Raw genomic sequence first — 21,531 nt, forward strand, 5'->3', positions numbered from 1 at the left:
AATGACAGGATGGTGATGGTGGCATCCATGCTGGAGGCAGCCGTCGCTGACAAGCGCATCCCGGAGAATCCCGCCTGCGGCGTCCGGATATCCCGGGCGGCTCCGTGCGCGGTGGACGAGGACGAGATTCCCATGCTGGGCGAAGTCGATCTGATCGCGGCGCACATCGCCCCGCAGTACCGTCTCGCGGTCTACCTGCAATCGGGTACCGGCCAGCGCACCAGCGAGGTCCTGGCCTTCTCCGCCGAGTGCCGCCGGTCCGGCTTCGTCAGGATCCGCTGGCAGGTCAGTGCCAAGGCTCACCGCAGCGACTGCCGCACGGTCTTCGTGCCGCTCAAGCACCGGACGGAGGGTGAGTACCGGGACGTCCCGGCCGCCCCGTTCGTCGAGCAGGAGATCGACGCCCACCTGTCGCGATGGGAGCCGGTTCCTGTCACCTTCCCCGGCCGGCGGGGCAAGCGACGCCGGTTGGAGGTCTTCTTCGCCCCGCGCTGGCGCGGCAAGGGCGCGATGCCCACCGCCTCCACCTACGGCTACCACTTCAGGAAGGCATGCGTGTCGGCCGGCCTGGTCGATGCGGACGGCAAGGCCAAGTACACGCCCGGCAGTCTCCGGCACTTCTTCGCCTCGACCGCGTTGGCGAACGGCGTTCCGATCCGCGAGGTCTCACGCTGGCTCGGCCACAAGTCGATCAAGACCACCGTGGACATCTACGGTCACCTCGTCCCCGAGGCATGGGACCGCTGCCGTGACATCATGCAGAAGGCCATGCGCCCGGAGGCACCGGAGGACCCCTCGGGGTACGACGCTGCGGCCTGACGTGCTGGATGTGCTGGATGAACGCCTACCGTGCTGGATCGGTGCTGGATACGATCTTCCAGAGAGACGTTTCCGCAGGTGAGAGCCCTGTGTGTGACATTCCGCTTCAATGTGTGACGTATCGTCAAGAATTGTGCCCGACCCGCCTGTTGGCAGGTCGGGCACAGGCGTCTGTCCGCGTGGAGTCCTTGCCCCGTGGCGTGGGGCGGCAGCGGCAGGTCTGGTCGGCGTCAGGTTGCCTCAGACCTTGACGACTTCCACGGAAGGGCCGCACAGGAGTGTCAGGTCCTCGGGGTCGGACGTGAGGACGGTGACCGGCCGGGGTGCGTTGCGGGCGATGGCAGCGAAGGCGGCATCAATGGCGTACTTGTGGCCGTGGAGGTGATGGGCGCGCAGAAGCGCGGCGGCCTGGTCGGTGATCTCCTTGGTGACGTCGTGAACGTCGACGCGGGAGAGGACCCACTTGATGCGGGCGGGGTGGATGCGCTTGTAGTCGGCCTCGAGGGTGGTCATGGCGCTGGTGGCGACGCGGATACCCTCTTCCGATGCCGCCTGGACCAGAGCCACGACGGTGCGGTCCTTACGGTAGAGCTTCGAGAGTCCTTCGCTGTCGAGCAGGAGCGTGCCGGGCATCAGGCGGCGGCCCCGCCGGCCTGTCGGTGGTCGTGGCGCAGCAGCGCCCGGGCGGCCTCGACCTCTTCGCGGGTGAGGGCTTCGTTGTCGGTCTCGAAGTCGGCGACGATCTCCCGGAGCTTGTCCATGGCGACTCTCTGTTCGAGAGCCTCGGCGACGTAGGCGGAGAAACCGCCAGGCCCGACATGGGCGCGTACGGCCTCGGCGAGATCCTCGGGCAGGCTGATCGAGTACTTCCTGCTACCACTCATGACGCCAATCCTACCGGCGGTGGTAAGTCTTCGCGAGGTGGACGGCCTCACGGACAGACCGGTCGCAGTGGGCCGGCGGGGAGATGCGATCGAGGTTCCACGGGCTGGGCTGGTCCGTGGCGAAGTCCACCCGGCTCAGCAAGAAGCCATCCCCTTCAGGGTCGGAAGAGTCACCAGGGATCGCAGGCGCCGCCGAATCAGGCGGCGCACACTGAGGTGAGTGCGATCCGCTCCGCGAGGTGATCCGATGCGCCGCATCCTGTCTGCCGGTTGCTCCTCTCTCCTGGCGCTGGCGCTCGCAGGGGCGGGTGGCTGTGGCTCCTCCGGTGAGAGGAAGGTGGAAACGGGTCCGACGGTCACGAGGGCCCAGACCGTCACAGCGGAGCCGACGCCCACTCCCACGCCGCCTTCCACCCCGCCGAAGCCGACTGCAGCTCCCACTGCTGACGCGGCCTCCACTGTCGAGGCGTATTTCGCTGCCATCAATGCGCGCGACTACCGACGAGCGTGGGACCTCGGGGGCAAGAACCTTGGCGGCTCCTACGAGTCCTTCCAGGCAGGCTTTGCCGACACCGTTCAGGACACCGTCCGCATCGTCGATGTCCAGGACGGCGCGGTCACGGTCACGCTCGACGCCCTGCAGGCGGATGGGACCGTGCGTTCCTTCGAGGGCACGTACGAGGTCAGGAACGGGGTGATTGTCGACGCCGACGTACGGCTGGTGAGCCCGACGCCGGAGAGCGCAGCACCGACAGTGCCGGAGGACACCATCCGCTCATATCCCCCGGGTCCTCCTGCGGGCGTTCCCGGCGTCGACTGCTCAGACCTTCCTGGTCCCGTTTGGGTAGGCCCCTCAGACCCTCACCGCCTCGACCGCGACGGTGACGGCATCGGCTGCGAACTCGACTGAAGCCCCCGACACCGGCAGCGTCTGGGCGCATGGCATGGGTACGACGCGGCCCAGCATCTCGGGCTACGGAAGTGACCAGCTGTCGGCGAACGCACTGGAGGCCGGTCCAGCGGCGCTTTCTCGCTCTCGGAGCCCCGGCCTCCGCAGCCAGTCCGCAGGACACCCGTAAACGGCCGTCGGGAGCCAACGCATGCCAACCGGGAAAGACAGGTCAGAGCCCTGGAGGGGGCTCCGTTGCAGGTCAGCATCAGACCGCAGACATTCCGCTTCAACGTGTGACGGGCGGAGCACCGCCGGATCGTTGACCTCGCAGAATCGCAGGTCAGAAAGGGTCCGACTCTTCGGGGCCGGGCCCTTGGTTTTTCCGTGCCGGGAGGGTGGTCGGCCTTCGTGGCGGGGGATCGGGTGGGTGGGTCAGGCGGGTCGGGCGGGGGCTTGGAGTTCGATCGTGTAGCCGCCTTGGGGGGTGGGGTGGGCGGTGAGGGTGCCGTGGAGGAGTTCGGCGCGTTCTTTCAGACCGATGAGGCCGTGTCGGGCGCTGGGGAGGGCGACGGACGGGCGGGTGGGGGCGGTGTTGGTGACGGTGACGCCGAAGTGGTGGGCGTCGTGCCAGAGGCGTACGTCGGCGCGGGCTCCGGGGGCGTGTTTGCGTACGTTGGTGAGGGCTTCCTGGACCGTGCGGTAGACGGTGCGCTGGGCGGTGGTGCTGATGTCGGGGGGAAGGTCGCCGGCCAAGGTCGCCTCGATGCCGCTGTTGGCGATCAGCTGTTGGAGATCGGCGAGGGTGGGTTGAGGGGCGAGTTCGGTCTCCTTGCCGCCGGAGGCGCGGAGCAGGGTGACCATGTGGCGGAGTTCGTCGAGGGTGTTCGCGCTCAGGGTGCGGATGGTGCGGGCGGCCTCGCGGGCGTCGGGGTCCTTGGCCGCGACCTGGAGGGCGCCGGCCTGGACGGCGATGAGGCTGACCTGGTGGGAGACGACGTCGTGCATCTCGCGGGCCAGCTGGGCGCGTTCGCGGGCGAGGACGGTCTGGGCGTGCAGGGCGCGTTCGTGTTCCCGGGCCTCCTTGACCTCGACGAGCCGGCGGGCCACGTCGTGCCTGGCCTGGACTAGTTGGCCGAAGAGGATGGGGGCGGTGGCCGTGGCCAGTGTGTAGACGAACTGGACCAGCGTCCAGGTCCGGTCGTCGCCGGTGAACCCGTCGGACAGCGGCCAGGCGAGGGTGCCCGCCGCCGCGTTCAGCAGGGCGCAGCCGGCCAGCAGCGGGCGGTTGCGGGTGGACGCCGCCAGTGTGTACAGGGCGGCGATCGGGGCGACCGCCACGTCCATGAACAGGCTCATGGGCAGGGTCAGCAGGAAGACGGTCAGCGGGAAGCGCCTGCGCAGGAACAGCGCCGCGCTGCCGAGGGCGGCGCAGGCCCACATCAGGGATGTGCCCTCGCCGAAGAGGTTGATCCACGCGTCGAGCGCGGCCAGTACCACGAGACCCGCGTCGACGGCCCAGGGCGGTACCCGCCGCCACAGCGCCCGGCCCCTGCTCATCGTCCGTCGTCCCGTGCCGTGTCGTCGTCGTGGTGGGTGAGCAGCCCGGCCCGCTCGGCGAGGAGCGCGGCCTGGACGCGGCTGCTGACCCGCAGTTTGGTCAGGATCGAGCTGACGTGGTCCTTGACGGTGCCCGCGCTCAGGTGGACGCGGGTGCCGATGTCGGCGTTGGAGAGTCCTTCGGCGACCAGGACGAGGACGTCGCGTTCCCGGTCGCTGAGCAGGCCCACGCGTGCCACGTCCGCGTCCTGGGGCGCTCCCGCCCCCGGGTGACCGCGCAGCAGCGCGCGTGACGCCTTCGGGGACATCACCACCCCGCCCGCGGCCAGGGTGCGGACCAGCTGGGCGAGCTGCTCGGGTTCGGTGTCCTTGAGCAGGAAGCCGGCGGCTCCCGAGCGCAGCGCGGTGAGGACGTACTCGTCGGTGTCGAAGGTGGTCAGCATGGCCACCTGCGGTGGCTCGGGCAGTTCCCGGATCTGCCGCAGCACGGTCAGGCCGTCCACGTCCGGCATGCGGATGTCGAGGAGCACGACGTCCGGCGCCTCGCGCCGGATGACGTCGGCCGCCTGGGCGCCTTCGGCGGTCGCCACGACCTCGATGCCGTCGGAGGCGTTCAGGATCATCCGGAAACCGGACCGCACCAGGGCCTCGTCGTCCACCACCACTACCCGGATCACCGGCGTCCCGCCTCACACTCTCGTCTGCTCTGTCCAGCTGCTCGGCGACCCGCACCCCGCATCGAGGCGGCCACGTTCTTCTCGTTCTTCTCGTACGGTGATCGCCTGCCGCCGACCATACGTCCGGCACGGTACGCGGTGGCGCGACCACCGCGGACTGTGGACACCCGGCGGGTGGGCTCCAGCCGTTCGGGGGGTGCGATCCGGTCCGTCGGCGGACCGGCGGGCGAGGCTCGGAGGACGGTGGCCGGGGTGCTCGTCCGATGGGGGCGGTACGGGGGTCCGCCGGTCGGCGGGGCCGTTCCGGCCGGTCGGCGGGGGTGTCACCGAAGCCTGTCGGATGGTCCGCCCCCTGGCGGCACCGGGAGGTTGTCCGTATGACACAGATACAGTCGCCGCAGGAGACATCGGCCCTACGGTCCACGGCCTCGCCCGGGTCCGCCGGGAAGGTCTCGGGCGGTCCCTCGACGGCACGCCTGGTCGGGGTGGATCTGGCCCGCGCGCTGGCGGTGTTCGGCATGTACATCGTGCACATCGGCCCGGCGCTGTCGGCCACGGACGGCGTCGGCACCTGGGTCCGGTACCTGGCCGACGGCCACTCGTCGGTCCTGTTCGCCACCCTTGCCGGGTTCTCGCTGATGCTGATCGCCGGCCGCCGTGCGCCGAAGACCGGCCTGGCGGGCCGGCAGGCGAAGGCCCGGATCGTGATCCGCGCCGTGGTCCTGCTGGCGCTCGGCACCGTGCTGGCGATGGAGTACGGGGGCGTGATCATCCTCGGCTTCTACGGCGTGTACTTCCTCCTCGCCCTGCCCCTGCTGCGGCTGTCCGCCAAGACGCTGGCGATCGTCGCGGCGGGGCTCGCGCTCGTCACGCCGCAGCTGGCGTTCTTCCTGAACTCGCTGCTGAGCGAGTCCGTCCGGCAGACCATCGACGCCTACGACCCGCTCAAGAAGCTCAGCGAAGTGGGCGTGCTCGATCTGCTGCTCACCGGCTTCTACCCGACGATCACCTGGATGTCGTTCGTGGTCGCCGGGATGGCGCTGGCCCGCCTCGACCTGTCGGCCGTCTCCGTCCAGCGGCGCCTGGCCGCGCTCGGTGCCGCCCTGACGGCGGGCGCGTACGGCCTGTCGCTGCTCCTTGCGGGCCCGAACGCGCTGCGCAGCATGGCGGAGGACGGGAAGTCGTCGTCCGCCGGGTTCGAGAAGGCGTCGTCGTTCGGCGGATCCTTCGAGGCCTCCCAGCGGGCGGCCTCGGAACTGCTGTCCGCCGGGCCGCACAGCGGCACCACGTTCGACATCATCGGCAGCGTCGGCGTCGCCATCCTCGTGATCGTGGGCGCGACGGTGCTCATGGACCGCCTGCCGCGCCTGCGCCGCCTGGCGAAACCCGTCATCGCCGTGGGCACCATGTCCCTGACGGCCTACGTCGGCCACTTCCTCGCCCAGTCCGTGCTCGGCGTATCGGCCGGCGAGAGCACCCAGACGTCCTGGATCCCCGTGCTCACGTTCATCCTCGGGGCGATCGTGTTCGCCGCGGCCTGGTCCCGCTTCTTCCGCCGCGGACCGCTGGAGTCGCTGCTCAACACCGCCACCAGGCCCGCCAAGTACATCCGGTGAGGTCCGGCCGGGACGACTCGGCTTTCCTGCCCCCGGCCTGAATGACCCACCTCAACCCGCCCGGCCCGCAAGGGGATCGCCCTTGCGGGCTTCGGCTGTGGTCCTGGCCGGCTGGACGACGGGGTTCGCGGCGGCCGCGTCGGCGAAGCCCGAGGGCGTCCAGCGGTCGGGGAACGGAACGGGCTGCCGGCCGTTACGGATACGGGCACCGGGACTCCGGGACTCCGGGACTCCGGGGCGAGGCGGCAGGCCGAGTCGGGTGAGCGAACCGCCTGGTGACGCGGGCGCCGTCCTCAGCCCCATGCGCGTGGGGCGCGCCGGTGTCCGCCGGCTGCCCCCCGCCGCACGGCGGGGGGCAGCCGGCGTGGGGGCACCCGTCTCACCCTTCGAGGCGCCCCACAGGAACCGTCAGGAGCTGGGTGGCCGCGAGCTGCGCGTACAGCTCGTCCTCGACCACCAGCTCCTCATGGGTGCCGATCGCGCGGACCGTGCCGGCGTCCATGACGACGATGCGGTCCGCGTCCGTGACCGTCGACAGGCGGTGCGCCACCACCAGGACGGTGGTCTCGCGCGCCGTCTCGGCGATGACGTCCCGCAGCGCCAGCTCGTTGACGGCGTCGAGCTGCGAGGTCGCCTCGTCCAGGAGCAGCAGCCGGGGTTTACGCAGCAGCGCGCGGGCGATCGCGACGCGCTGGCGCTCGCCGCCGGACAGCTTCGAGCCGCGGTGCCCGACCAGGGTGTCCAGGCCGTGCGGGAGGCGCTCGACGAGGGCGTCGAGTCTGGTGCGGGCGAGGACGGCGCGGATGTCGTCGTCCGTCGCGCCGGGTGCCCCGAAGACCAGGTTCTCCCGCAGGGTACCGGCCAGGACCGGCGCGTCCTGCTCGACGTACCCGATGACGGACCGCAGCTCGGACAGCGGCCACCGGCGTACGTCCTTGCCGTCGACCAGGATCCGGCCGGCACTCGTCTCGTGGAACCGCTCGATGAGCGAGAAGACCGTCGACTTGCCCGCGCCCGAAGGCCCGACGAAGGCCGTCATCCCGGCGCCGGGCACCTCGAAGTCCACCTGCTGGTGGATGTACGGCAGACCGGGGCCGTAGCGGAAGGACACGCCCTCGAAGCGGACCGAAGCCGGACGCACCTCGGTCCGCACCGGCTTGTACGTGGCCGGCGGCTCCGCCGCCAGGCGGTCCACCTCCTCGATCCGGGAGATCGCGGCCGCGCCCTCCTGGTACGCGGAGGCGGCCTCGACCAGCTTGTACACCGGCTCCATCAGGTAGAACAGGTACAGCAGGAAGGCGATGAGCGTGGAGACGGGGATGTCCCCGGACGCGACCCGCGCCCCGCCGACCGTGAGCACCGCGAGGAACGCCAGCTCGACGGCGAGGTTGTCCGCCGTTCCCAGCAGGGCCTCCCACTTCGCGCCGCGCACGCCGTGGCGCCATGCCCGCCGGGCCGACGCCTCGACGCGGGCGGCCTCCCGCTCCTCGGCGCCGGCCGCCTTCACCGTGCGGAACGCGCCGAAGACCCGCTCCAGGCCGGTGGACATCTCCCCGACCGCGGCCTGCGCGCGCTCGGCGGCCTGCCCGATCCTCGGCATCACCAGGGCGGCGCCCGCGCCGACGACCACGACCACACCGAGCGTGACGCCGAGCAGGACGGCGTCCAGGAAGGCCATCACCACGACCGCCGCGATCAGCGTCAGCGTCCCGGTCGCGGCGTTGACCACCGCCTGGGTGCTGACGGCCCGCAGCAGCGTGGTGTCGGAGGTCACCCGGGACATCAGATCGCCCGGCTGCATCCGGTCCACCGCCGAGAGCCGCAGCCGCAGCAGCCGGCCGATCAGGCTGCGGCGAGCGGCCAGCACCACCGACTCCGCCGTCCGCTCCAGCACATAGGCGCCGAACGCCTCGGCCACCGTGCTCAGCAGCACCAGCCCGGTCAGCATCAGCAGAACGGTGGTGAGCGTGCCACCGGACGAGAGCCGGTCGACCAGCGCCTTCGTGGCCAGCGGCTGCAGCAGCCCTCCGGCGGCCCCCGCCAGCGCCAGCAGCAGCCCGACGACGACGGCCCACCGGTGCGGGCGGACGTACCCGTACAGCGCCTTGAGCGTCTCACGGACGCGCGGAGACTCGGCACCCGTCGCCTCCGGGGCGGATGCGGTGTTCACAAGATCCCTTCCCAACGTGCTCTGCCGTGCCCCTCATCGGAGGCAGGCGTACGGCACCGTCCCGCACGAGGCCCCGGGGCTCGGCCCGGGGGACCGGCGGTCGGCATCAGGGGCCCGCTCGTGCGCACGGTGTGTCACGCCACCAGACTTGAGCGCCGGACAGCTCTCCGGCCATCCGGCGATCGTCGGGTGCACCCCCGCCATGTGGCTGGAGAAGATCGCCTGTCGGCCGGCCGAGGTGATCCTGAGGGGGGAGACGTTCGGGGGAGCGTGTGGACTTTCCGGCTCCCGCAGCGCGCTACCGCGCCGGGACGGTGCTGGGATGCTTCTCTGTTTCCACGGGCCAGAGGCTTGCAACGGAGTTCCGCTTCCATTCCCGTTGCCCGGGGCTCACCCGCAGGCCGTGTCGGGCGCGGCGGGCCGACCCTTCTTGCGGTGCTTCTGTCCACGCCTCCTCGGGCCCTTGGAGGGCGGGACAGCGGGAACGGTCGGACCGGACCAGGGGCTGGTGGCGCAGGCGCGTGACCGCCGCGCAAGCATCGTCCGGTCGACTCTTCCGGCCGTCTGCCGGGTCAGCCCGCGCCCTCGTGGTCCTCGTCCCCTGCGCGAGGCGCGGACGGGCGGTGCGGGCTGTGCGAGGTGTCCCAGAAGTACGGAGACGCCATGCCGTCCTCGGCCGTCCCCCACCGGCCTTGGTTCTGTTCACCCGTACCGTTCTCCGCAGCCTCCGGCGTGAACGCACCCGTGCCTGTGCCGGTGAACGGCGGGCCCTCAGGGGCGGGGAAGCCCGGTGACCAGGGCCCCGTGGCGTTCCCCTCGTCCGAAGGCCCGCCCTCCGGCCCTCCGCCCTCGCTCTCGTCGGAGGACGGGAAGAAGGTCCTCCTGATCTCCTCGGCGGCCTCGTCCAGCCCCTCCGCTTCCAGGCTTCGCATCACCCGGTGCGCGAGCACCGTGTAGCCGTCCATGTCCGGCTTCAGGCCCGCCGCAGCCAGCAACAGAAGCAGCCGGTCCGAGACCCCTACTTCCTCCTCGGGGGCGAAGGCCCCGCCTCCCTGGCCGTCCCCGCCCCACAGCGGGCCCCCGACGGTCGCCTCGCTCCGCGCGGCCACGGGCGGGACGAGCAGGTGGCGGAAGAGTTCGGGCACCTCCTCGTCCTTGGCCGCCGCCGCGATCCGGGCGAGCGGGCCGATCATGTCGACCGCCTTCTCGATCTCGTTCTCGTGACGGGCCAGCCACCACACCACCGCGCTGCCCGCGCTCTTGAGCACGTCGTCACCGAGGTAGCGCCGCTTGTTGCGCTCGTGCTGACGCTCGTACTCCCAGATCTCCTCGTCCTTGCGAAGGTCGTTCAGCTTCCGCAGACGATCGCGGTCGGCGGGGGCGAGGCTCAGCGTCACATCGGCCGCCATGGCCTCCACCCGTCCGCTCCGGTCCGTCAGCGGGACGCCCAGCTCCCCTTCCAGGAGATACCGCGCGAAGCTCGCCCGGCCGGGATCCTCGTGGCGGACGACCTCCAGGGCCCGGCTGACGACCGAGGACACGGCGAGGGCCGAGGAGGCGCCGTCGGCCCGGTCGGTGTGGCCGGGGGTCGGCCTCCACCACACGGTGGCGGAGAAAAGGAAGTCGTAACCGTCCGTCGCGCTCGACAGCGCTGCGTCGATCACCCGCGTCTCCTGGTACGGCTGCTCCGCCGGCGCGGCGGTCGGCTCGGGCTCCCCGGGCTCGTACGGATCAACCGAGGAACGGCCATTGCTGAGGAGCGCCATCACCAGCAGCAGGGAGCCCGAGGCCGTGACCATGGACATGAAGCCCCACAGCCAGGACGACCAGTGCAGGAGGTTGCCCAGCACGGCCGGTGTGAGGCCGCAGAGAACGACGAACAGCAGGCTGGGAAAACGGTGTTTCATCGTGCCTCTTCCGTGGTCCGTGGTCCGGCGCCCGTACGATCCGCACTCTCCGCGCGGGCGTACTGCGCGTGGTCGATGTGCTGCCAGAAGCGGGCGGCGACGGCCGCCCGGGACGGGTGGCGCGTGGACCCCGCCCAGCCGCAGGCGATGGCGTAGAGGCGGCGAAGAGCAGCCGTGCGGCCGTGCGTCGCCCTGACCATCGCGTCCAGCGCCGTCTCCCGCGTACCGTCGTCCGCCACGGCGTCCAGCCAGCTGCTCACCAGCGGGTTCCAGAGCTCCGTCGGCGGTTGCGAGAAGACCATCTCCCAGCCTCGGAACAGGTTCTGCCACGGGGGTGGGTCCGGTGTTCGGCGGCTCATCAACATCTCGGTGAGCAGCTGGAGTTGAGGTGCCATGCCGTACGGATCCCGGTGGGTCCGGTTCAGTAGCCGGTCGATCAGCAGCCGGTGGAGTCGGTGGTCGCGGCCGACGAGGCCGAGGAGTTCCTCCCGGGCCTCGCCCGCCGCTTCCCCCTTCCGTACGGCGAGGTGGTGGAGCCGTACCACCGCCTGATGCGGGTGCGTGGCGCCGAGGCTCTGGAGGGAGGCGGCGGTCAGGACGCGGACGAGACCGTCCGACAGAGGACTGGATCTCGCGCACTCGTACATGCGCCTGCGGAACCATCCTCCGAACTCCTCGTGGCGGAGGCCGAGTTCGAGAGCCGCCACGGCTCGCCGGTCGCAGGACTTCCCGGTTGCGTCGTCCGCCCAGCGGACCACGAGGTCGAAGAGGTCATCGGGTCGCCCGATGGCCAGGGATCGCTCGCCGAAGCGGGCAATGACGTTCATCCGGTCGCCCGTGGTCAGGCCGCGCAGTCCGGCGGCATGGCCGATCCACTCCTTGAGATCGTCGCGTATGCCGGGGAAGTTCGCCCAGAAGTACGCCCGTACCGCATCGGCGTAGGCCAGCCGTCCGAAGCGGAGCCGACCGTCCGGGGCCCGCTCGATCCCGAGGGCTGCCAATCGCTCCCCGAAGTCCGCCCGCGCGAGTTCGGTCGTCGCCTCTTCCGTGTGCCCCACTGCCCTCATCAAGCCGTGCCATGCCTCGTGGACGGGGTCGGCGTGGGCTTCTTCGAACACCGCCGTCGCGAGCAGCAGGGCCCGTTCGGGCGCGGTGCGGACCGTGGTCACCTGCCGGCCCACCTCGTAGGCACGGTCGGTCACCGCGTGTATCGCCTGGTCGAGCCATCCCGCGAAGTCGACGCCGAACCGGCCGCTGTCGCGTGCGGTCCTCACCAGCCCCGCGAGCCGTGCCAGCTCCCGCATGGGGGAGCGGTCGCACAGGCGCTGGAGGCCGGGACCCCTCAGGTCCGAGGAGCGGAAGGGCATCCGGTCCATGCGGAGGTGCCGGGTGACGACGGCGAGGCCCCGGGGGCGCTCCAGCGTCACCGTGTGCGGTTCGAGGTCCGGCGCCTGGACGTGTTCCATGCCCCACGGCAGGACGACGACCATGTGGGCCCCCGCCTCCTGGACCTGCGACCGGCGCACGGCCAGGCGGCGCTGGGCCGCGGCGTACGCCTCCTCTTCGGCGATCCCGGAGAGATCGAGGAGGAAGCGGTCCCTCTCACCAGGGGCAAGAGGGCCTTCGTCCTTGTCCGTGACGGGAAGCTCCTCGAACCGGACTCCCGCCTCGTCGCCGTCCCCGCTCTCACCGAGCCCGTGCAGCAGCATGACCGCCGCGGCGCGGCGGCCGCTGCCGGGCGGAGCCTTCAGCAGCACCACCGATCCGGGCTTCTCCAGACGGTCGGCGGCGACGCGGTATTTCACCGGCGGAACGAAGCGGTCGGCCAGCCGCACCCGGTCCTCGCGGGCGATGCGGAGGGATTCGACCCCGTTGCGGATCATCCAGTCCGCGCCGACGCCGTAGAAGACGTACTGGGCTCCCGCACCGCTGTTCACCGGGCCGCGCGCATCGCTGACGGTGACGTGATCCTGATCGGTCATCGTCCGTCGTCCGAGCGCCGGTGCTCGCGCTCGAAGCGCTGGTGGACCGTGCCGCTGTTGTCGCCCGCGGTGAACTGGACGCCGGTGTTGTCGCCCTGGAAGTGGGGGGCGTTGTACTGGTGGCCCAGGCCGGTGTTCACGGGACCCTGCGGCTCGTTGACGAAGGTGCCGGACAGGTCGCCGTTGAAATTTCCGATGCCACCGCGCACCCGCTGCTCGACATCGCGCGTCCGCATCCTGGTGTGCTCGGCCTTCTGGGCGGACTTCTCGCGGGACTTCGCCTCGGCCCGCTCCCGCGCCGCACCGGCGTCGCTGTCCGTCTCGCTCAGCTCGGGAAGCAGCCGGGCCAGGGCGTCACCGAGCGCCGTCAGGTCCGATTCGGCGTTGCGGTGGTCGAACCGCCTGTACTGGCAGTCCGCCAGCTCTCGCAGGTCCTCCGGGAGGACGGCGCGGTCGATCCGCGTGGCCTTTCCGACGAGCACGGGGATCACCAGGATCCCGCGCTCGAGTGCGGTCTGGATCTCACGACGGGTCCAGTCCTGTTCGGCTTCGAGCGCGGGGCGGCCGTCGGCCCCCAGCACCTCCGCCCAGCGGGGGCCGATCACGGCGAGGAGCGCCTCGCACTCCTCCACCGCCCTGACCAGTTCCGCCGGGAAGCGGCGTCCGAGCTCGATCGAGCTGCTGGCGAAGAAGATCCGCTCGCCGCCGAAGCGCCGGGCGAGCTCACGGGCGATCATGGTCGCCGCGGATTCCTCGTCGCCTGTGCGGTAGTTGACAAAGACGTCGGGCATGAAGGTTCCCTTCGTGAGAGGAGGACGGGGCGAACGGGTACGAGCGCGGAGCTGCGGTCCGCCTGTGCCGTGAGAGGTCCCGACCGTGTGACGGCATGGCGCATCCCCGGAGGACGTACGGATGGAGGCGCACCGCCCGGCGCGCCACCGGTCGCGGGCAGCCCGAGGAAGCCGGGGCGCGGTGCGACACATCGGGCGGAGACAGAGAGGGCCGCCAGGGCGCCGTAGGGCTGGAAGAAGCGGGCGGTCCGGCGAGCCGGCCGGGCTTGGGCCTGTGCCGGGAGGGAAGGCGGTGTCAGTCGTGCGTAGGAGCGAGCACCCGCGCCAGCGCCGGTTGCAGGTCGCGTACGGCCCGGCTGTTCCGGAACCGGGAGAGTTCCCGCGAGAGACGCCGGATGTCGCTGTTCACCGTCGCCGAGGGCACAGCCGGCATCACCCCCAGGAGCTCCCCCGCGATCGCGCACGCGTGCTCGACCTCTCCGGAGGCGGCGTGGGCCAAGGACCTGCGAAAGCCGTACCGGGCGCGGGTTCGCAGCGCATGCGGCGGAAGGCGGCGGCACTCCCGGTCGAGGACTTCGGCGGCGGCCTTGGGGCGGCCGAGGTCGTACAGACACCAGCCGGTCGTCATCGCCGCCGGATCGTCCACATGGGCGGTGCCGATCACGGGCTCGGCACCGCTGCGGGCGTCGTCGCTGCCGAGCAGCTCCCGTGCCCTGTCGAGACTGCGGAGGCAGTCGCGTTCGTCGCCGACGAGAGCGTGTCCCTGCGCCTCTCGCTGGGCCGCGAGCCCCCGGATGCGTGGCGGAAGCGCGTCGCTCTGGGCCCGCCGTGCCAGGGCGACGGTGCCTGCGGCGTCCCCGTCGTAGAGCGTGACCAGAGCGCGTCGCACAAGTGCGTAGGAACTGAGATGCGCGTCGCCGCCGGCGCGCGCCAGTTCGGCGGCCTCAGCGGTCCAGCCGAGCGCCGCGCCGCTGTCTCCGGCCTCCTGGGCCATCCAGCCGGTGAACTCCGCGAACCGCGACGCGAGCAGAAGTGCGGAGGCCCGAGAGGCGGACGAGGCGTCGGCGGCCAACCCGGCGACCATGCGGGTCTGCGTCTCCAGCAGGGGAAGCAGGACCTTCGGCGCGGTGGACTGACCGAGCTCTCGTAACTGGTCGAACTGCGCGCGCATGGAGGGAAGGAGGGGGTCGGCGACCGAGGGCGCCTGACCACCGAACTTCAGACCGAGGTCGATCAGCGCCCCCGTCCCCGCAGAGAGGACCGCCCGGCGCCCGACGAGCCAGGGGCTCGGGGCGGCGGGGGGTTCGGTGGTGTCTGGGCCGGTCCCCGGGCGGACGGCGAGCCGCTGCAGCGCGCCGTCGGCGCCGAGGAAGGCGTCGCACCGACGGGCCAGCTCGGGGGAGGCGGAACGCTCTCCGCGCTCGACCTTGCTGAGGTGTCCCTTGTCGTAGTTGAGGGCCACGGAGAACTCGGTCAGGGTGAGCCCTGCTTCCTGTCGTAATCGGCGAAGTTCCGGTCCGAGCCGCTGAGTTGCACTCATCGTCAACCTCCCCCTTGAACAGCGACCGTGAGAGTCGGGCACCCCCACGGGGCTTTCGTCCGACGCTCACAGGCCGGCATGAAGAGCCTGGCGAACACTCATCGTGACGAAGTCGTCGCGTTTCGCGCCCGAAAGGGAGTTTGGCACGAGGCACGCTTCAAGAATCGGAGTTCGACAGGGTTGCCCGTTGCCTCTTCTGCGAGTCGGTCGGTCAGCCGACCGTGTCCGGGCCGGGGCGGGATCGACGGTTTTGGCCGAATACCGGGCCGACGGCGGGATCGGTGCAGGTGGCAGGGGGCGCGTATTCTCGGCTGCCGGGGGGAGGTGGGGAAGCGGAGGTACGGGTGGAGTTCCGGCTGCTCGGAGCCGCCGCCGAGCCGGGCTCGCAGCCCTGCTACGCGCTGCCCGCCGACGTCCGCCGACGTCCGCCGACGTCCGCCGGCCCGCCGCGGTCCCCGAGTGCGACGGCCGTACGGCCGCGCTCGACCGGTACGCGGCCGAACGCCCCGCCCTGGAAGGGGCCGTCGCCGCCGCCCTCGGTCTGCGCGACCGGGCCTGGCGGCTCGCCCTCGCTCCGTGGCCCCTGATGCCCATGCGGCCCCAGGACGGCTGGACCCCGTTCCTGGAGGCGGGCCTCGCCTCGGCCGAGGCGGTCGGCGACCCCGACGCGCAGTCCCGGACGCGGGCGCTGCTCGGCCGGATCCTCCACGAGGAGGGGCGGCACGCGGAGGCGCTCGTCCACCTGGAGAAGGCGCCCGGCCTCGCCGCCCTGGCCGGCGACCTGACCAGCGAGGCCATCGCCGTCGTGAACCGCGCCGTCGTCCTCGACGCCACGGGGGAGTGCGCCCGGGCCCGCGCCCTCATGGCGGAGGCGGTCGCGCTCGCCGACCGGACCGGGCATCCGTCCACGCAGGTGCCGACCCTCCAGCACTTGGCCGAGCCTCGCCCGCGACCCCCGATACGGCCGCGCCGCCACCCCGCCCACGACAGCCCCGTCCCCGTGTGACGCTCATGTGAATTCACGGACCGAATTCGCGGGCGCCGCCGAGAGGACCGGTCCGGCGCCCGGGACGCGCCTCCGCAGGTGAGGGGTGCCGCGGGGCGCGATCAAAGCTACCGATCAGTCAGATCGAGTTCACCTGAAGGGAGTTGATGGCTCGCAGGGGCTCTTGTGCGATTCCTATGGATCGGCCAATCTTTCGGTCGACGGCAGGGTGGTCGGGAGTCGCGGGGTTCCGCGTCGAACCGTACGCACTATTGTCATGTCCCTGTCGAGAGTGAAGGTCACTCGGGCTCCATCCCCACTGGAGCACCCCCCCACGAGGAGGACACCTCACATGGCAGTGATGCGCGCATCGCGTCGCCGTATCTCCACCGTCGCGGCCACGGCCGTCGCGGCGCTCGCCCTCGGCTCGTTCGCCGCCCTTCCCGCCACCGCCGCCCCGGCGGCCGCGGAGGGCGTCATCGAGAACGCCGGAGCCGAAGGCACCGTCCCGGGCAGCTACATCGTCACCCTCCACGAGTCCACGCAGGCGGAGACCGCCCGGGGCCGGGCGGTCGCCTCCAAGTTCGGCGCGAAGATCGAGCGGACGTACACCTCGGCGCTCAACGGCTACGCGGTCGAGCTCTCCGAGGCGCAGGCGAAGAAGCTCGCCGCCGACCCCGCCGTGAAGTCCGTCGTGCAGAACCGCGTCTTCCACGTCGACGGCACCCAGCCCTCCCCGCCGTCCTGGGGCCTCGACCGGATCGACCAGAAGGCCCTTCCGCTGAACCAGAGTTACACCTACCCCGACAGCGCGGGCCAGGGCGTCACCGCGTACATCATCGACACCGGCGTACGCATCAGCCACAGCGACTTCGGCGGCCGCGCCTTCAACGGCTACGACGCCATCGACAACGACAACACCGCCCAGGACGGCCACGGCCACGGCACCCACGTCGCCGGTACGGTCGCGGGCTCCTCCTACGGCGTCGCCAAGAAGGCGAAGATCGTCGGCGTCCGCGTCCTCAACAACCAGGGCTCCGGCACCACCGCGCAGGTCGTCGCGGGCATCGACTGGGTGACGCGGAACGCCGTCAAGCCGGCCGTCGCCAACATGAGCCTCGGCGGCGGCATCGACTCCGCCCTCGACCAGGCGGTCCGCAACTCCATCGCCTCCGGCGTCACCTACGCGGTCGCGGCCGGCAACGACAACTCCAACGCCTCCAACTACTCGCCGGCGCGGGTGGGCGAGGCCATCACCGTCGGCTCCACCACCTCCACCGACGCCCGCTCCAGCTTCTCCAACTACGGCAGCGTCCTGGACCTCTTCGCCCCCGGCTCCTCCATCAAGTCGGCCTGGAACAGCAGCGACACCGCCACCAACACCATCTCCGGTACGTCGATGGCGACCCCGCACGTCGCCGGCGCCGCCGCCCTCTACCTGGCGGACAACCCCTCGGCGACCCCGGCGCAGGTCTCCACGGCCCTCGTGAACGCCGCCACCCCGAACGTCGTCACCAGCCCCGGCAGCGGCTCCCCGAACCGGCTGCTGTACGTCGGCGGCGGCTCCACCACCCCGCCGCCCACCGGCCCGAAGTTCGAGAACACCGCCGACTACGCGATCAACGACCACGCGACCGTCGAGTCCCCGGTCACCGTCAGCGGCGTCTCCGGCAACGCCCCCTCGAACCTCCAGGTCCAGGTGAACATCCTCCACACCTACATCGGTGACCTCCAGGTCCAGCTGATCGCCCCCGACGGCACGGCGTACACGCTGAAGGGCTTCGGTACCGGCGGCAGCTCGGACAACATCAACACCACCTACACCGTGGACGCCTCCTCGGAGGTCGCCAACGGCACGTGGAAGCTCCGCGTGACGGACAACGCGAGCTGGGACACCGGGAAGATCGACTCCTGGGCGCTCCAGTTCTGACCCCGTGAGTCACTGAACCCCTGAGGGGCGGCCGTCGGCGGACGGCCGCCCCTCAGCCGTGCCCCCGTTCGCCGCAGGCCCCGCGTCGACGCCGGCCGCGCCCCACCGCGTACGATGCGCGCCCGATCGTCCGTTCGTCCCGCCCCAACAGGAGCACGCACCCGTGGAGCCGACCCAGCCGCCCCAGCCGTCCGAGCCGGGGGCACCCGCCGCGTACCCGAGCCCCGGTCCGTACGCGGCCCCGGGGCCGTACACCTCGCCGGGGATGCCCTACACGGGCGCGCCCGGCCCGTACGGCCCCTACGGGCCGTACGGGCAGCCGCGGAAGACCACCAACGGTCTCGCCGTCGGCTCCCTCGTCAGCGGCATCGTCTGCTGCCTGCCGCCGCTCGGGCTCGTCCTCGGGATCTTCGCGCTGCGGCAGATCAAGAAGCGGCAGCAGGGCGGCAAGGGGATGGCGATCGCCGGCACCGTGCTCTCCACCCTCAGCACCCTGCTCGTCGTCCTGGGGCTGATCACCGGCCAGGTGCAGGAAGGGATACGGGGGTTCAGGGAGGGCGTGCGCGAGGCCGCCGCCACCCGCCTGCCGATGGAGCTGCGCACCGGCGAGTGCTTCCTCGACGACACCGGGCAGGGCGAGTACACCCTCGGCGTCCGGGTCGTCGACTGCGCCGTGCCCCACGACGGCGAGATCACCGGCCGGTTCGAGGTCACCGGCCACGACAAGTGGCCCGGCGAGAAGACGCTCGAGCAGCTCGGGGAAGAACGCTGCGAGACCATGGGCGCCGCCTACGCGCTGGACACCTGGAAGCTGGGTGCCGACGCCGGGAGCGGGCACTACTTCCCGGACCGGCGGTCGTGGCGCGACGGCGAGCACCGCATCGCCTGCTTCGTCGACGCCGGGAAGAAGACCAGGGGTTCGCTGCGCGGCGACCGGACCACGCTCACCGCCGACCAGCTGGCCTTCCTCACGCACGTGAACCCCATCGAGGACGCCGTCTACGGGGAGCCGGAGGACGGTCCCGACGACGACATCGAGGCCAACCAGGTCTGGGCCGCCGACGTGCGCGCCGCGATCGACTCGGCGCGCGTCTCGCTGCGCGGGCGCGTCTGGGAGAAGCCCGCGCAGGCGCCGATGAAGGCGTACCTGGCGCGTCTGGACGCGGCGTCGAAGCAGTGGGGGAAGCTGGCGAAGGCCGCCGACGAGGAGGCCTTCTGGGACGCGTACGACCGCGCCTGGGAGCTGCTGCCGGAGGACGGCGGCAAGGACGTCCGCAAGGCTTTGGGGCTCACGCACACGCCTCCGGAGGCCGACGGCGAGCGCGGTTCCGCCTGAGCGGATCCGCGGGCGGGCGGCCAGGAGGCATTCATCACTTCGAGTGAAACTCTGGCCCATGCTTGCGGCTCGCCACGGTCGGTTGTCAGGCTGTAGCTGTCCGTCAACCTGAGGGGAGTGTCCAGTGACGTTCGGTGAGCAGCCCGCCTATCTGCGCGTGGCGAGCGATCTGCGGGAGAAGATCGCGAACGGCTCGCTCCCGCCGCATACCCGCCTTCCCTCGCAGGCACGCATCCGCGAGGAGTACGGGGTGTCGGACACCGTCGCGCTGGAGGCCCGCAAGGTGCTCATGGCCGAGGGGCTCGTCGAGGGCCGCTCCGGTTCGGGGACGTACGTGCGGGAGCGGCCGGTGCCCCGCCGGGTCGTCCGCTCCGGGTACCGGCCCGGCGCCGGGGCCTCCCCCTTCCGGCAGGAGCAGGCCGCCGAGGGTGCGCGCGGCACCTGGGACGCCGGCAGCGAGCAGGAGGAGGCGAGCGGGGAGGTCGCCGCCCGGCTCGGCATCCTGCCGGGCGCCCGCGTGATGCGTACGCGGTACGTCTACCGGGACGGCGGCGAGGCCATGATGATCGCCACCTCCTGGGAGCCGCTCGCCGTCACCGGCCGCACCCCCGTGATGCTTCCCGAGGAGGGGCCGCTCGGCGGCTGCGGCGTGGTCGAGCGGATGGCGGCGATCGACGTCGTCGTGGACAACGTGGTGGAGGAGGTCGGCGCCCGCCCCGGCCTCGCGGAGGAGCTGCTCGTCCTCGGCGGCGTCCCCGGGCACGTGGTCGTGGTCGTCGAGCGCACCTTCTACGCCTCGGGTCTGGCCGTCGAGACCGCCGACATCGTCGTCCCCGCCGACCGCTACCGCCTCTCGTACCACCTCCCGGTCCGCTGATCCGCCGACCTCCGCCCGGAGCCGACCGGGCGTCAGGAGGGGGTGCGGACGGTCCGGCATGCGGGGTTCGGCCTCTTTCCGTCGGTAACCGGCCGATCCGTATCTCTTGGTGAAAATGCGTATCCGCTGCGTGAAGGTCAGGCGTAAGCTCGGGCATATGCGGATCGCGGTTTCCCGGAGATCCATGGTGACGCCTGGCGCGGCGGAGGGAGAAGCCTGATGACCGACAGCGGCCCCGTCCATCCGTGGCTCGTGATACGGCAGGACGACAACGGCAACCGCTACCGGGTGGGGCGGTACGCGACCCAGGACGAAGCCCAGAGGATCGCGGACACGCTCGACGAGCGCGGCCACAAGCAGCTCTACTGGGTCGAGCGCATCACCCCCACCGCCTGACGGCCCGGATACCCTCGCGGGCATGACCGACAGCACTCTCCACCACGGCACCGGACCCGACCGCGGGACCGGTGCCGTGGTCGTCGTCGCGGCCGCCCTCCTCGACGGCGGCCGGCTGCTCGCCGCCCGCCGCAGCGCCCCCGCCGACCTCGCGGGACGCTGGGAACTCCCCGGCGGCAAGGTCGAACCCGGCGAGCGCCCCGAGGACGCCCTCGTCCGCGAACTGCGCGAGGAGCTCGGCGTCGAGGCCGAGCCCGGCGAGCGGATCCCGGGCGAATGGCCCCTCAAGCCCGGCTACGTCCTGCGGGTGTGGACCGCCCGCCTGCTCTCCGGCGAACCCCGCCCGCTGGAGGACCACGACGAACTGCGCTGGCTCGCCCGCCACGAACTGGACGCCGTGGACTGGCTCGACCAGGACCGCCCCGCCGTCGCGGAGGCGGCGCTCAGACTCCCCGGCGCGCGCCCCTAGGGCGGGCGCACGGCCGGTGCCCTACGCCGTCCGTGCCACCGTGCGCCCGCGGTCGCACCCGAAGGGGTATTTCGCCCTTCTTTTCGGGTATGTCCCCATTGGCCCCTCGGGAGAGGGTGACCCTCTTCCTGCTGAGCCACGGTTGGGGAAGTGATCGCGTGTGATCGACACCGACGGCGCTCGCGCCGAATGGAACTTCCCGGCGGAGGCCGACGCGGTGCGCACCGCACGCCACGCCGTCCGTGAGACGCTCCGCGACTGGAAGGTCGACGCGGCCGTCGGAGACGTGGCCGTGCTGCTGGTCAGCGAGCTGGTCACCAACTCCCTGCGGTACGCCTCCGGGCCCATCGGCGTGCGGATCCTGCGCGCCGAGGGCACCGCCACCGACCCGCCCCGCCACTCCGCGCTCCTGGTGGAGGTCTCCGATCCGCTTCCGGATCCTCCCACCGAGCGGCCCGCGGGACCCGACGACGAAGGGGGCCGCGGGCTCGCTCTCGTGGCCTGCTCCGCCCGCCGCTGGGGGACCCGGCAGGGCGGCACCGGGAAAACCGTATGGTTCGAGCTGGCTCTCCCTGGTGAGTAAAGAGGGAGGGACGACGATCACCGGAGCGGGTCAGGAGCCGACCGAGACCACCCTGTGATCGTGGACGTCGTGCCGCCGGGGCCCGTCGTGCTGAATACTGCGGGCATGGCCGGTCCGGTG

19 protein-coding genes are annotated in these 21,531 nt (G+C 71.6%); 10 read left to right on the forward strand and 9 right to left on the reverse strand.

What is annotated here, in order from left to right; genetic code table 11:
* The first annotated feature begins 27 nt into the window (after positions 1-27).
* On the forward strand, positions 28-819 hold the full coding sequence (locus tag QK442_RS13305) for a site-specific integrase (protein ID WP_282694124.1): 792 nt from the start codon (positions 28-30) through the stop codon (positions 817-819).
* A 240-nt stretch (positions 820-1,059) separates the two neighbouring features.
* Here QK442_RS13305 and QK442_RS13310 read toward each other — a convergent pair whose 3' ends face one another.
* Together QK442_RS13310 and QK442_RS13315 are read right to left on the reverse strand one after the other, a co-directional pair.
* Positions 1,060-1,452, reverse strand: coding sequence for a DNA-binding protein (locus QK442_RS13310; protein WP_282694125.1), 393 nt, complete (start codon positions 1,450-1,452; stop codon positions 1,060-1,062).
* On the reverse strand, positions 1,452-1,703 hold the full coding sequence (locus tag QK442_RS13315; RefSeq protein WP_018845686.1) for a hypothetical protein: 252 nt from the start codon (positions 1,701-1,703) through the stop codon (positions 1,452-1,454). Before QK442_RS13315 ends, QK442_RS13310 begins: the two co-directional genes overlap by 1 nt.
* Positions 1,704-1,950: 247 nt before the next feature.
* Here QK442_RS13315 and QK442_RS13320 point away from each other — a divergent pair, with 247 nt between their 5' ends.
* On the forward strand, positions 1,951-2,613 hold the full coding sequence (locus QK442_RS13320) for an excalibur calcium-binding domain-containing protein (RefSeq protein ID WP_282694126.1): 663 nt from the start codon (positions 1,951-1,953) through the stop codon (positions 2,611-2,613).
* Positions 2,614-3,027: 414 nt separating this feature from the next.
* Here the strand turns inward: QK442_RS13320 and QK442_RS13325 are convergent, their stop codons facing one another.
* Both QK442_RS13325 and QK442_RS13330 read right to left on the reverse strand, forming a co-directional pair.
* A complete protein-coding gene (locus QK442_RS13325; RefSeq protein ID WP_282694127.1) occupies positions 3,028-4,152 on the reverse strand; it encodes a histidine kinase in 1,125 nt (374 codons plus the stop codon).
* A complete protein-coding gene (locus QK442_RS13330) occupies positions 4,149-4,829 on the reverse strand; it encodes a response regulator transcription factor (protein WP_282694128.1) in 681 nt (226 codons plus the stop codon). The genes QK442_RS13325 and QK442_RS13330 overlap by 4 nt, the downstream gene beginning before the upstream one ends.
* 377 nt (positions 4,830-5,206) lie before the next feature.
* Here QK442_RS13330 and QK442_RS13335 point away from each other — a divergent pair, with 377 nt between their 5' ends.
* Positions 5,207-6,445 carry a DUF418 domain-containing protein gene (locus QK442_RS13335; protein WP_282694129.1) on the forward strand — a complete coding sequence of 413 codons (1,239 nt, stop codon included), beginning with the start codon at positions 5,207-5,209 and terminating at the stop codon, positions 6,443-6,445.
* A 379-nt stretch (positions 6,446-6,824) separates the two neighbouring features.
* Here QK442_RS13335 and QK442_RS13340 read toward each other — a convergent pair whose 3' ends face one another.
* The 5 genes from QK442_RS13340 to QK442_RS13360 form a co-directional block, all read right to left on the reverse strand.
* A complete protein-coding gene (locus QK442_RS13340; RefSeq protein ID WP_282694130.1) occupies positions 6,825-8,615 on the reverse strand; it encodes an ABC transporter ATP-binding protein in 1,791 nt (596 codons plus the stop codon).
* A gap of 572 nt (positions 8,616-9,187) precedes the next feature.
* On the reverse strand, positions 9,188-10,522 hold the full coding sequence (locus QK442_RS13345) for a hypothetical protein (protein ID WP_282694131.1): 1,335 nt from the start codon (positions 10,520-10,522) through the stop codon (positions 9,188-9,190).
* Positions 10,519-12,504, reverse strand: coding sequence for a hypothetical protein (locus tag QK442_RS13350; protein WP_282694132.1), 1,986 nt, complete (start codon positions 12,502-12,504; stop codon positions 10,519-10,521). Before QK442_RS13350 ends, QK442_RS13345 begins: the two co-directional genes overlap by 4 nt.
* Positions 12,501-13,295 carry a toll/interleukin-1 receptor domain-containing protein gene (locus QK442_RS13355; protein ID WP_282694133.1) on the reverse strand — a complete coding sequence of 265 codons (795 nt, stop codon included), beginning with the start codon at positions 13,293-13,295 and terminating at the stop codon, positions 12,501-12,503. The genes QK442_RS13350 and QK442_RS13355 overlap by 4 nt, the downstream gene beginning before the upstream one ends.
* A gap of 295 nt (positions 13,296-13,590) precedes the next feature.
* A complete protein-coding gene (locus QK442_RS13360) occupies positions 13,591-14,835 on the reverse strand; it encodes a helix-turn-helix transcriptional regulator (RefSeq protein WP_282694134.1) in 1,245 nt (414 codons plus the stop codon).
* A gap of 592 nt (positions 14,836-15,427) precedes the next feature.
* Here QK442_RS13360 and QK442_RS13365 point away from each other — a divergent pair.
* The 7 genes from QK442_RS13365 to QK442_RS13395 all read left to right on the forward strand — a co-directional run bounded on the left by QK442_RS13365 (position 15,428) and on the right by QK442_RS13395 (position 21,411).
* The gene (locus QK442_RS13365; protein ID WP_282694135.1) at positions 15,428-15,841 is read left to right on the forward strand and encodes a tetratricopeptide repeat protein; all 414 of its coding nucleotides are present in this window, start codon (positions 15,428-15,430) and stop codon (positions 15,839-15,841) included.
* A 331-nt stretch (positions 15,842-16,172) separates the two neighbouring features.
* Positions 16,173-17,750 (forward strand): S8 family peptidase, encoded by a 1,578-nt coding sequence (locus QK442_RS13370; protein WP_282694136.1) that lies wholly within the window; start codon positions 16,173-16,175, stop codon positions 17,748-17,750.
* Between the two features lie 163 nt (positions 17,751-17,913).
* Entirely contained in the window at positions 17,914-19,086 is a 1,173-nt protein-coding gene (locus tag QK442_RS13375; RefSeq protein WP_282694137.1) for a DUF4190 domain-containing protein, read from the forward strand.
* 124 nt (positions 19,087-19,210) lie between these two features.
* Positions 19,211-19,963 (forward strand): GntR family transcriptional regulator, encoded by a 753-nt coding sequence (locus tag QK442_RS13380; RefSeq protein ID WP_282694138.1) that lies wholly within the window; start codon positions 19,211-19,213, stop codon positions 19,961-19,963.
* A gap of 219 nt (positions 19,964-20,182) precedes the next feature.
* The gene (locus QK442_RS13385) at positions 20,183-20,359 is read left to right on the forward strand and encodes an SPOR domain-containing protein (protein WP_282694139.1); all 177 of its coding nucleotides are present in this window, start codon (positions 20,183-20,185) and stop codon (positions 20,357-20,359) included.
* 22 nt (positions 20,360-20,381) lie between these two features.
* On the forward strand, positions 20,382-20,828 hold the full coding sequence (locus QK442_RS13390; RefSeq protein ID WP_282694140.1) for a (deoxy)nucleoside triphosphate pyrophosphohydrolase: 447 nt from the start codon (positions 20,382-20,384) through the stop codon (positions 20,826-20,828).
* A gap of 160 nt (positions 20,829-20,988) precedes the next feature.
* The gene (locus QK442_RS13395) at positions 20,989-21,411 is read left to right on the forward strand and encodes an ATP-binding protein (protein ID WP_282694141.1); all 423 of its coding nucleotides are present in this window, start codon (positions 20,989-20,991) and stop codon (positions 21,409-21,411) included.
* Positions 21,412-21,531: the final 120 nt, after the last annotated feature.

This window comes from Streptomyces sp. CC208A (assembly GCF_030010625.1).
Classification (GTDB): Bacteria; Actinomycetota; Actinomycetes; order Streptomycetales; family Streptomycetaceae; genus Streptomyces.

Excerpts from the sequence above, each read along its gene's own strand:
- QK442_RS13320 (WP_282694126.1), top strand. The coding sequence starts at position 1,951 with ATGCGCCGCATCCTGTCTGCCGGTTGCTCCTCTCTCCTGGCGCTGGCG.
- QK442_RS13370 (WP_282694136.1), top strand. The coding sequence starts at position 16,173 with ATGGCAGTGATGCGCGCATCGCGTCGCCGTATCTCCACCGTCGCGGCC.
- QK442_RS13355 (WP_282694133.1), bottom strand. The coding sequence starts at position 13,295 with ATGCCCGACGTCTTTGTCAACTACCGCACAGGCGACGAGGAATCCGCG.
- QK442_RS13335 (WP_282694129.1), top strand. The coding sequence starts at position 5,207 with ATGACACAGATACAGTCGCCGCAGGAGACATCGGCCCTACGGTCCACG.
- QK442_RS13345 (WP_282694131.1), bottom strand. The coding sequence starts at position 10,522 with ATGAAACACCGTTTTCCCAGCCTGCTGTTCGTCGTTCTCTGCGGCCTC.
- QK442_RS13390 (WP_282694140.1), top strand. The coding sequence starts at position 20,382 with ATGACCGACAGCACTCTCCACCACGGCACCGGACCCGACCGCGGGACC.
- QK442_RS13365 (WP_282694135.1), top strand. The coding sequence starts at position 15,428 with ATGCGGCCCCAGGACGGCTGGACCCCGTTCCTGGAGGCGGGCCTCGCC.
- QK442_RS13310 (WP_282694125.1), bottom strand. The coding sequence starts at position 1,452 with ATGCCCGGCACGCTCCTGCTCGACAGCGAAGGACTCTCGAAGCTCTAC.
- QK442_RS13315 (WP_018845686.1), bottom strand. The coding sequence starts at position 1,703 with ATGAGTGGTAGCAGGAAGTACTCGATCAGCCTGCCCGAGGATCTCGCC.
- QK442_RS13350 (WP_282694132.1), bottom strand. The coding sequence starts at position 12,504 with ATGACCGATCAGGATCACGTCACCGTCAGCGATGCGCGCGGCCCGGTG.
- QK442_RS13385 (WP_282694139.1), top strand. The coding sequence starts at position 20,183 with ATGACCGACAGCGGCCCCGTCCATCCGTGGCTCGTGATACGGCAGGAC.
- QK442_RS13305 (WP_282694124.1), top strand. The coding sequence starts at position 28 with ATGCTGGAGGCAGCCGTCGCTGACAAGCGCATCCCGGAGAATCCCGCC.
- QK442_RS13360 (WP_282694134.1), bottom strand. The coding sequence starts at position 14,835 with ATGAGTGCAACTCAGCGGCTCGGACCGGAACTTCGCCGATTACGACAG.
- QK442_RS13325 (WP_282694127.1), bottom strand. The coding sequence starts at position 4,152 with ATGAGCAGGGGCCGGGCGCTGTGGCGGCGGGTACCGCCCTGGGCCGTC.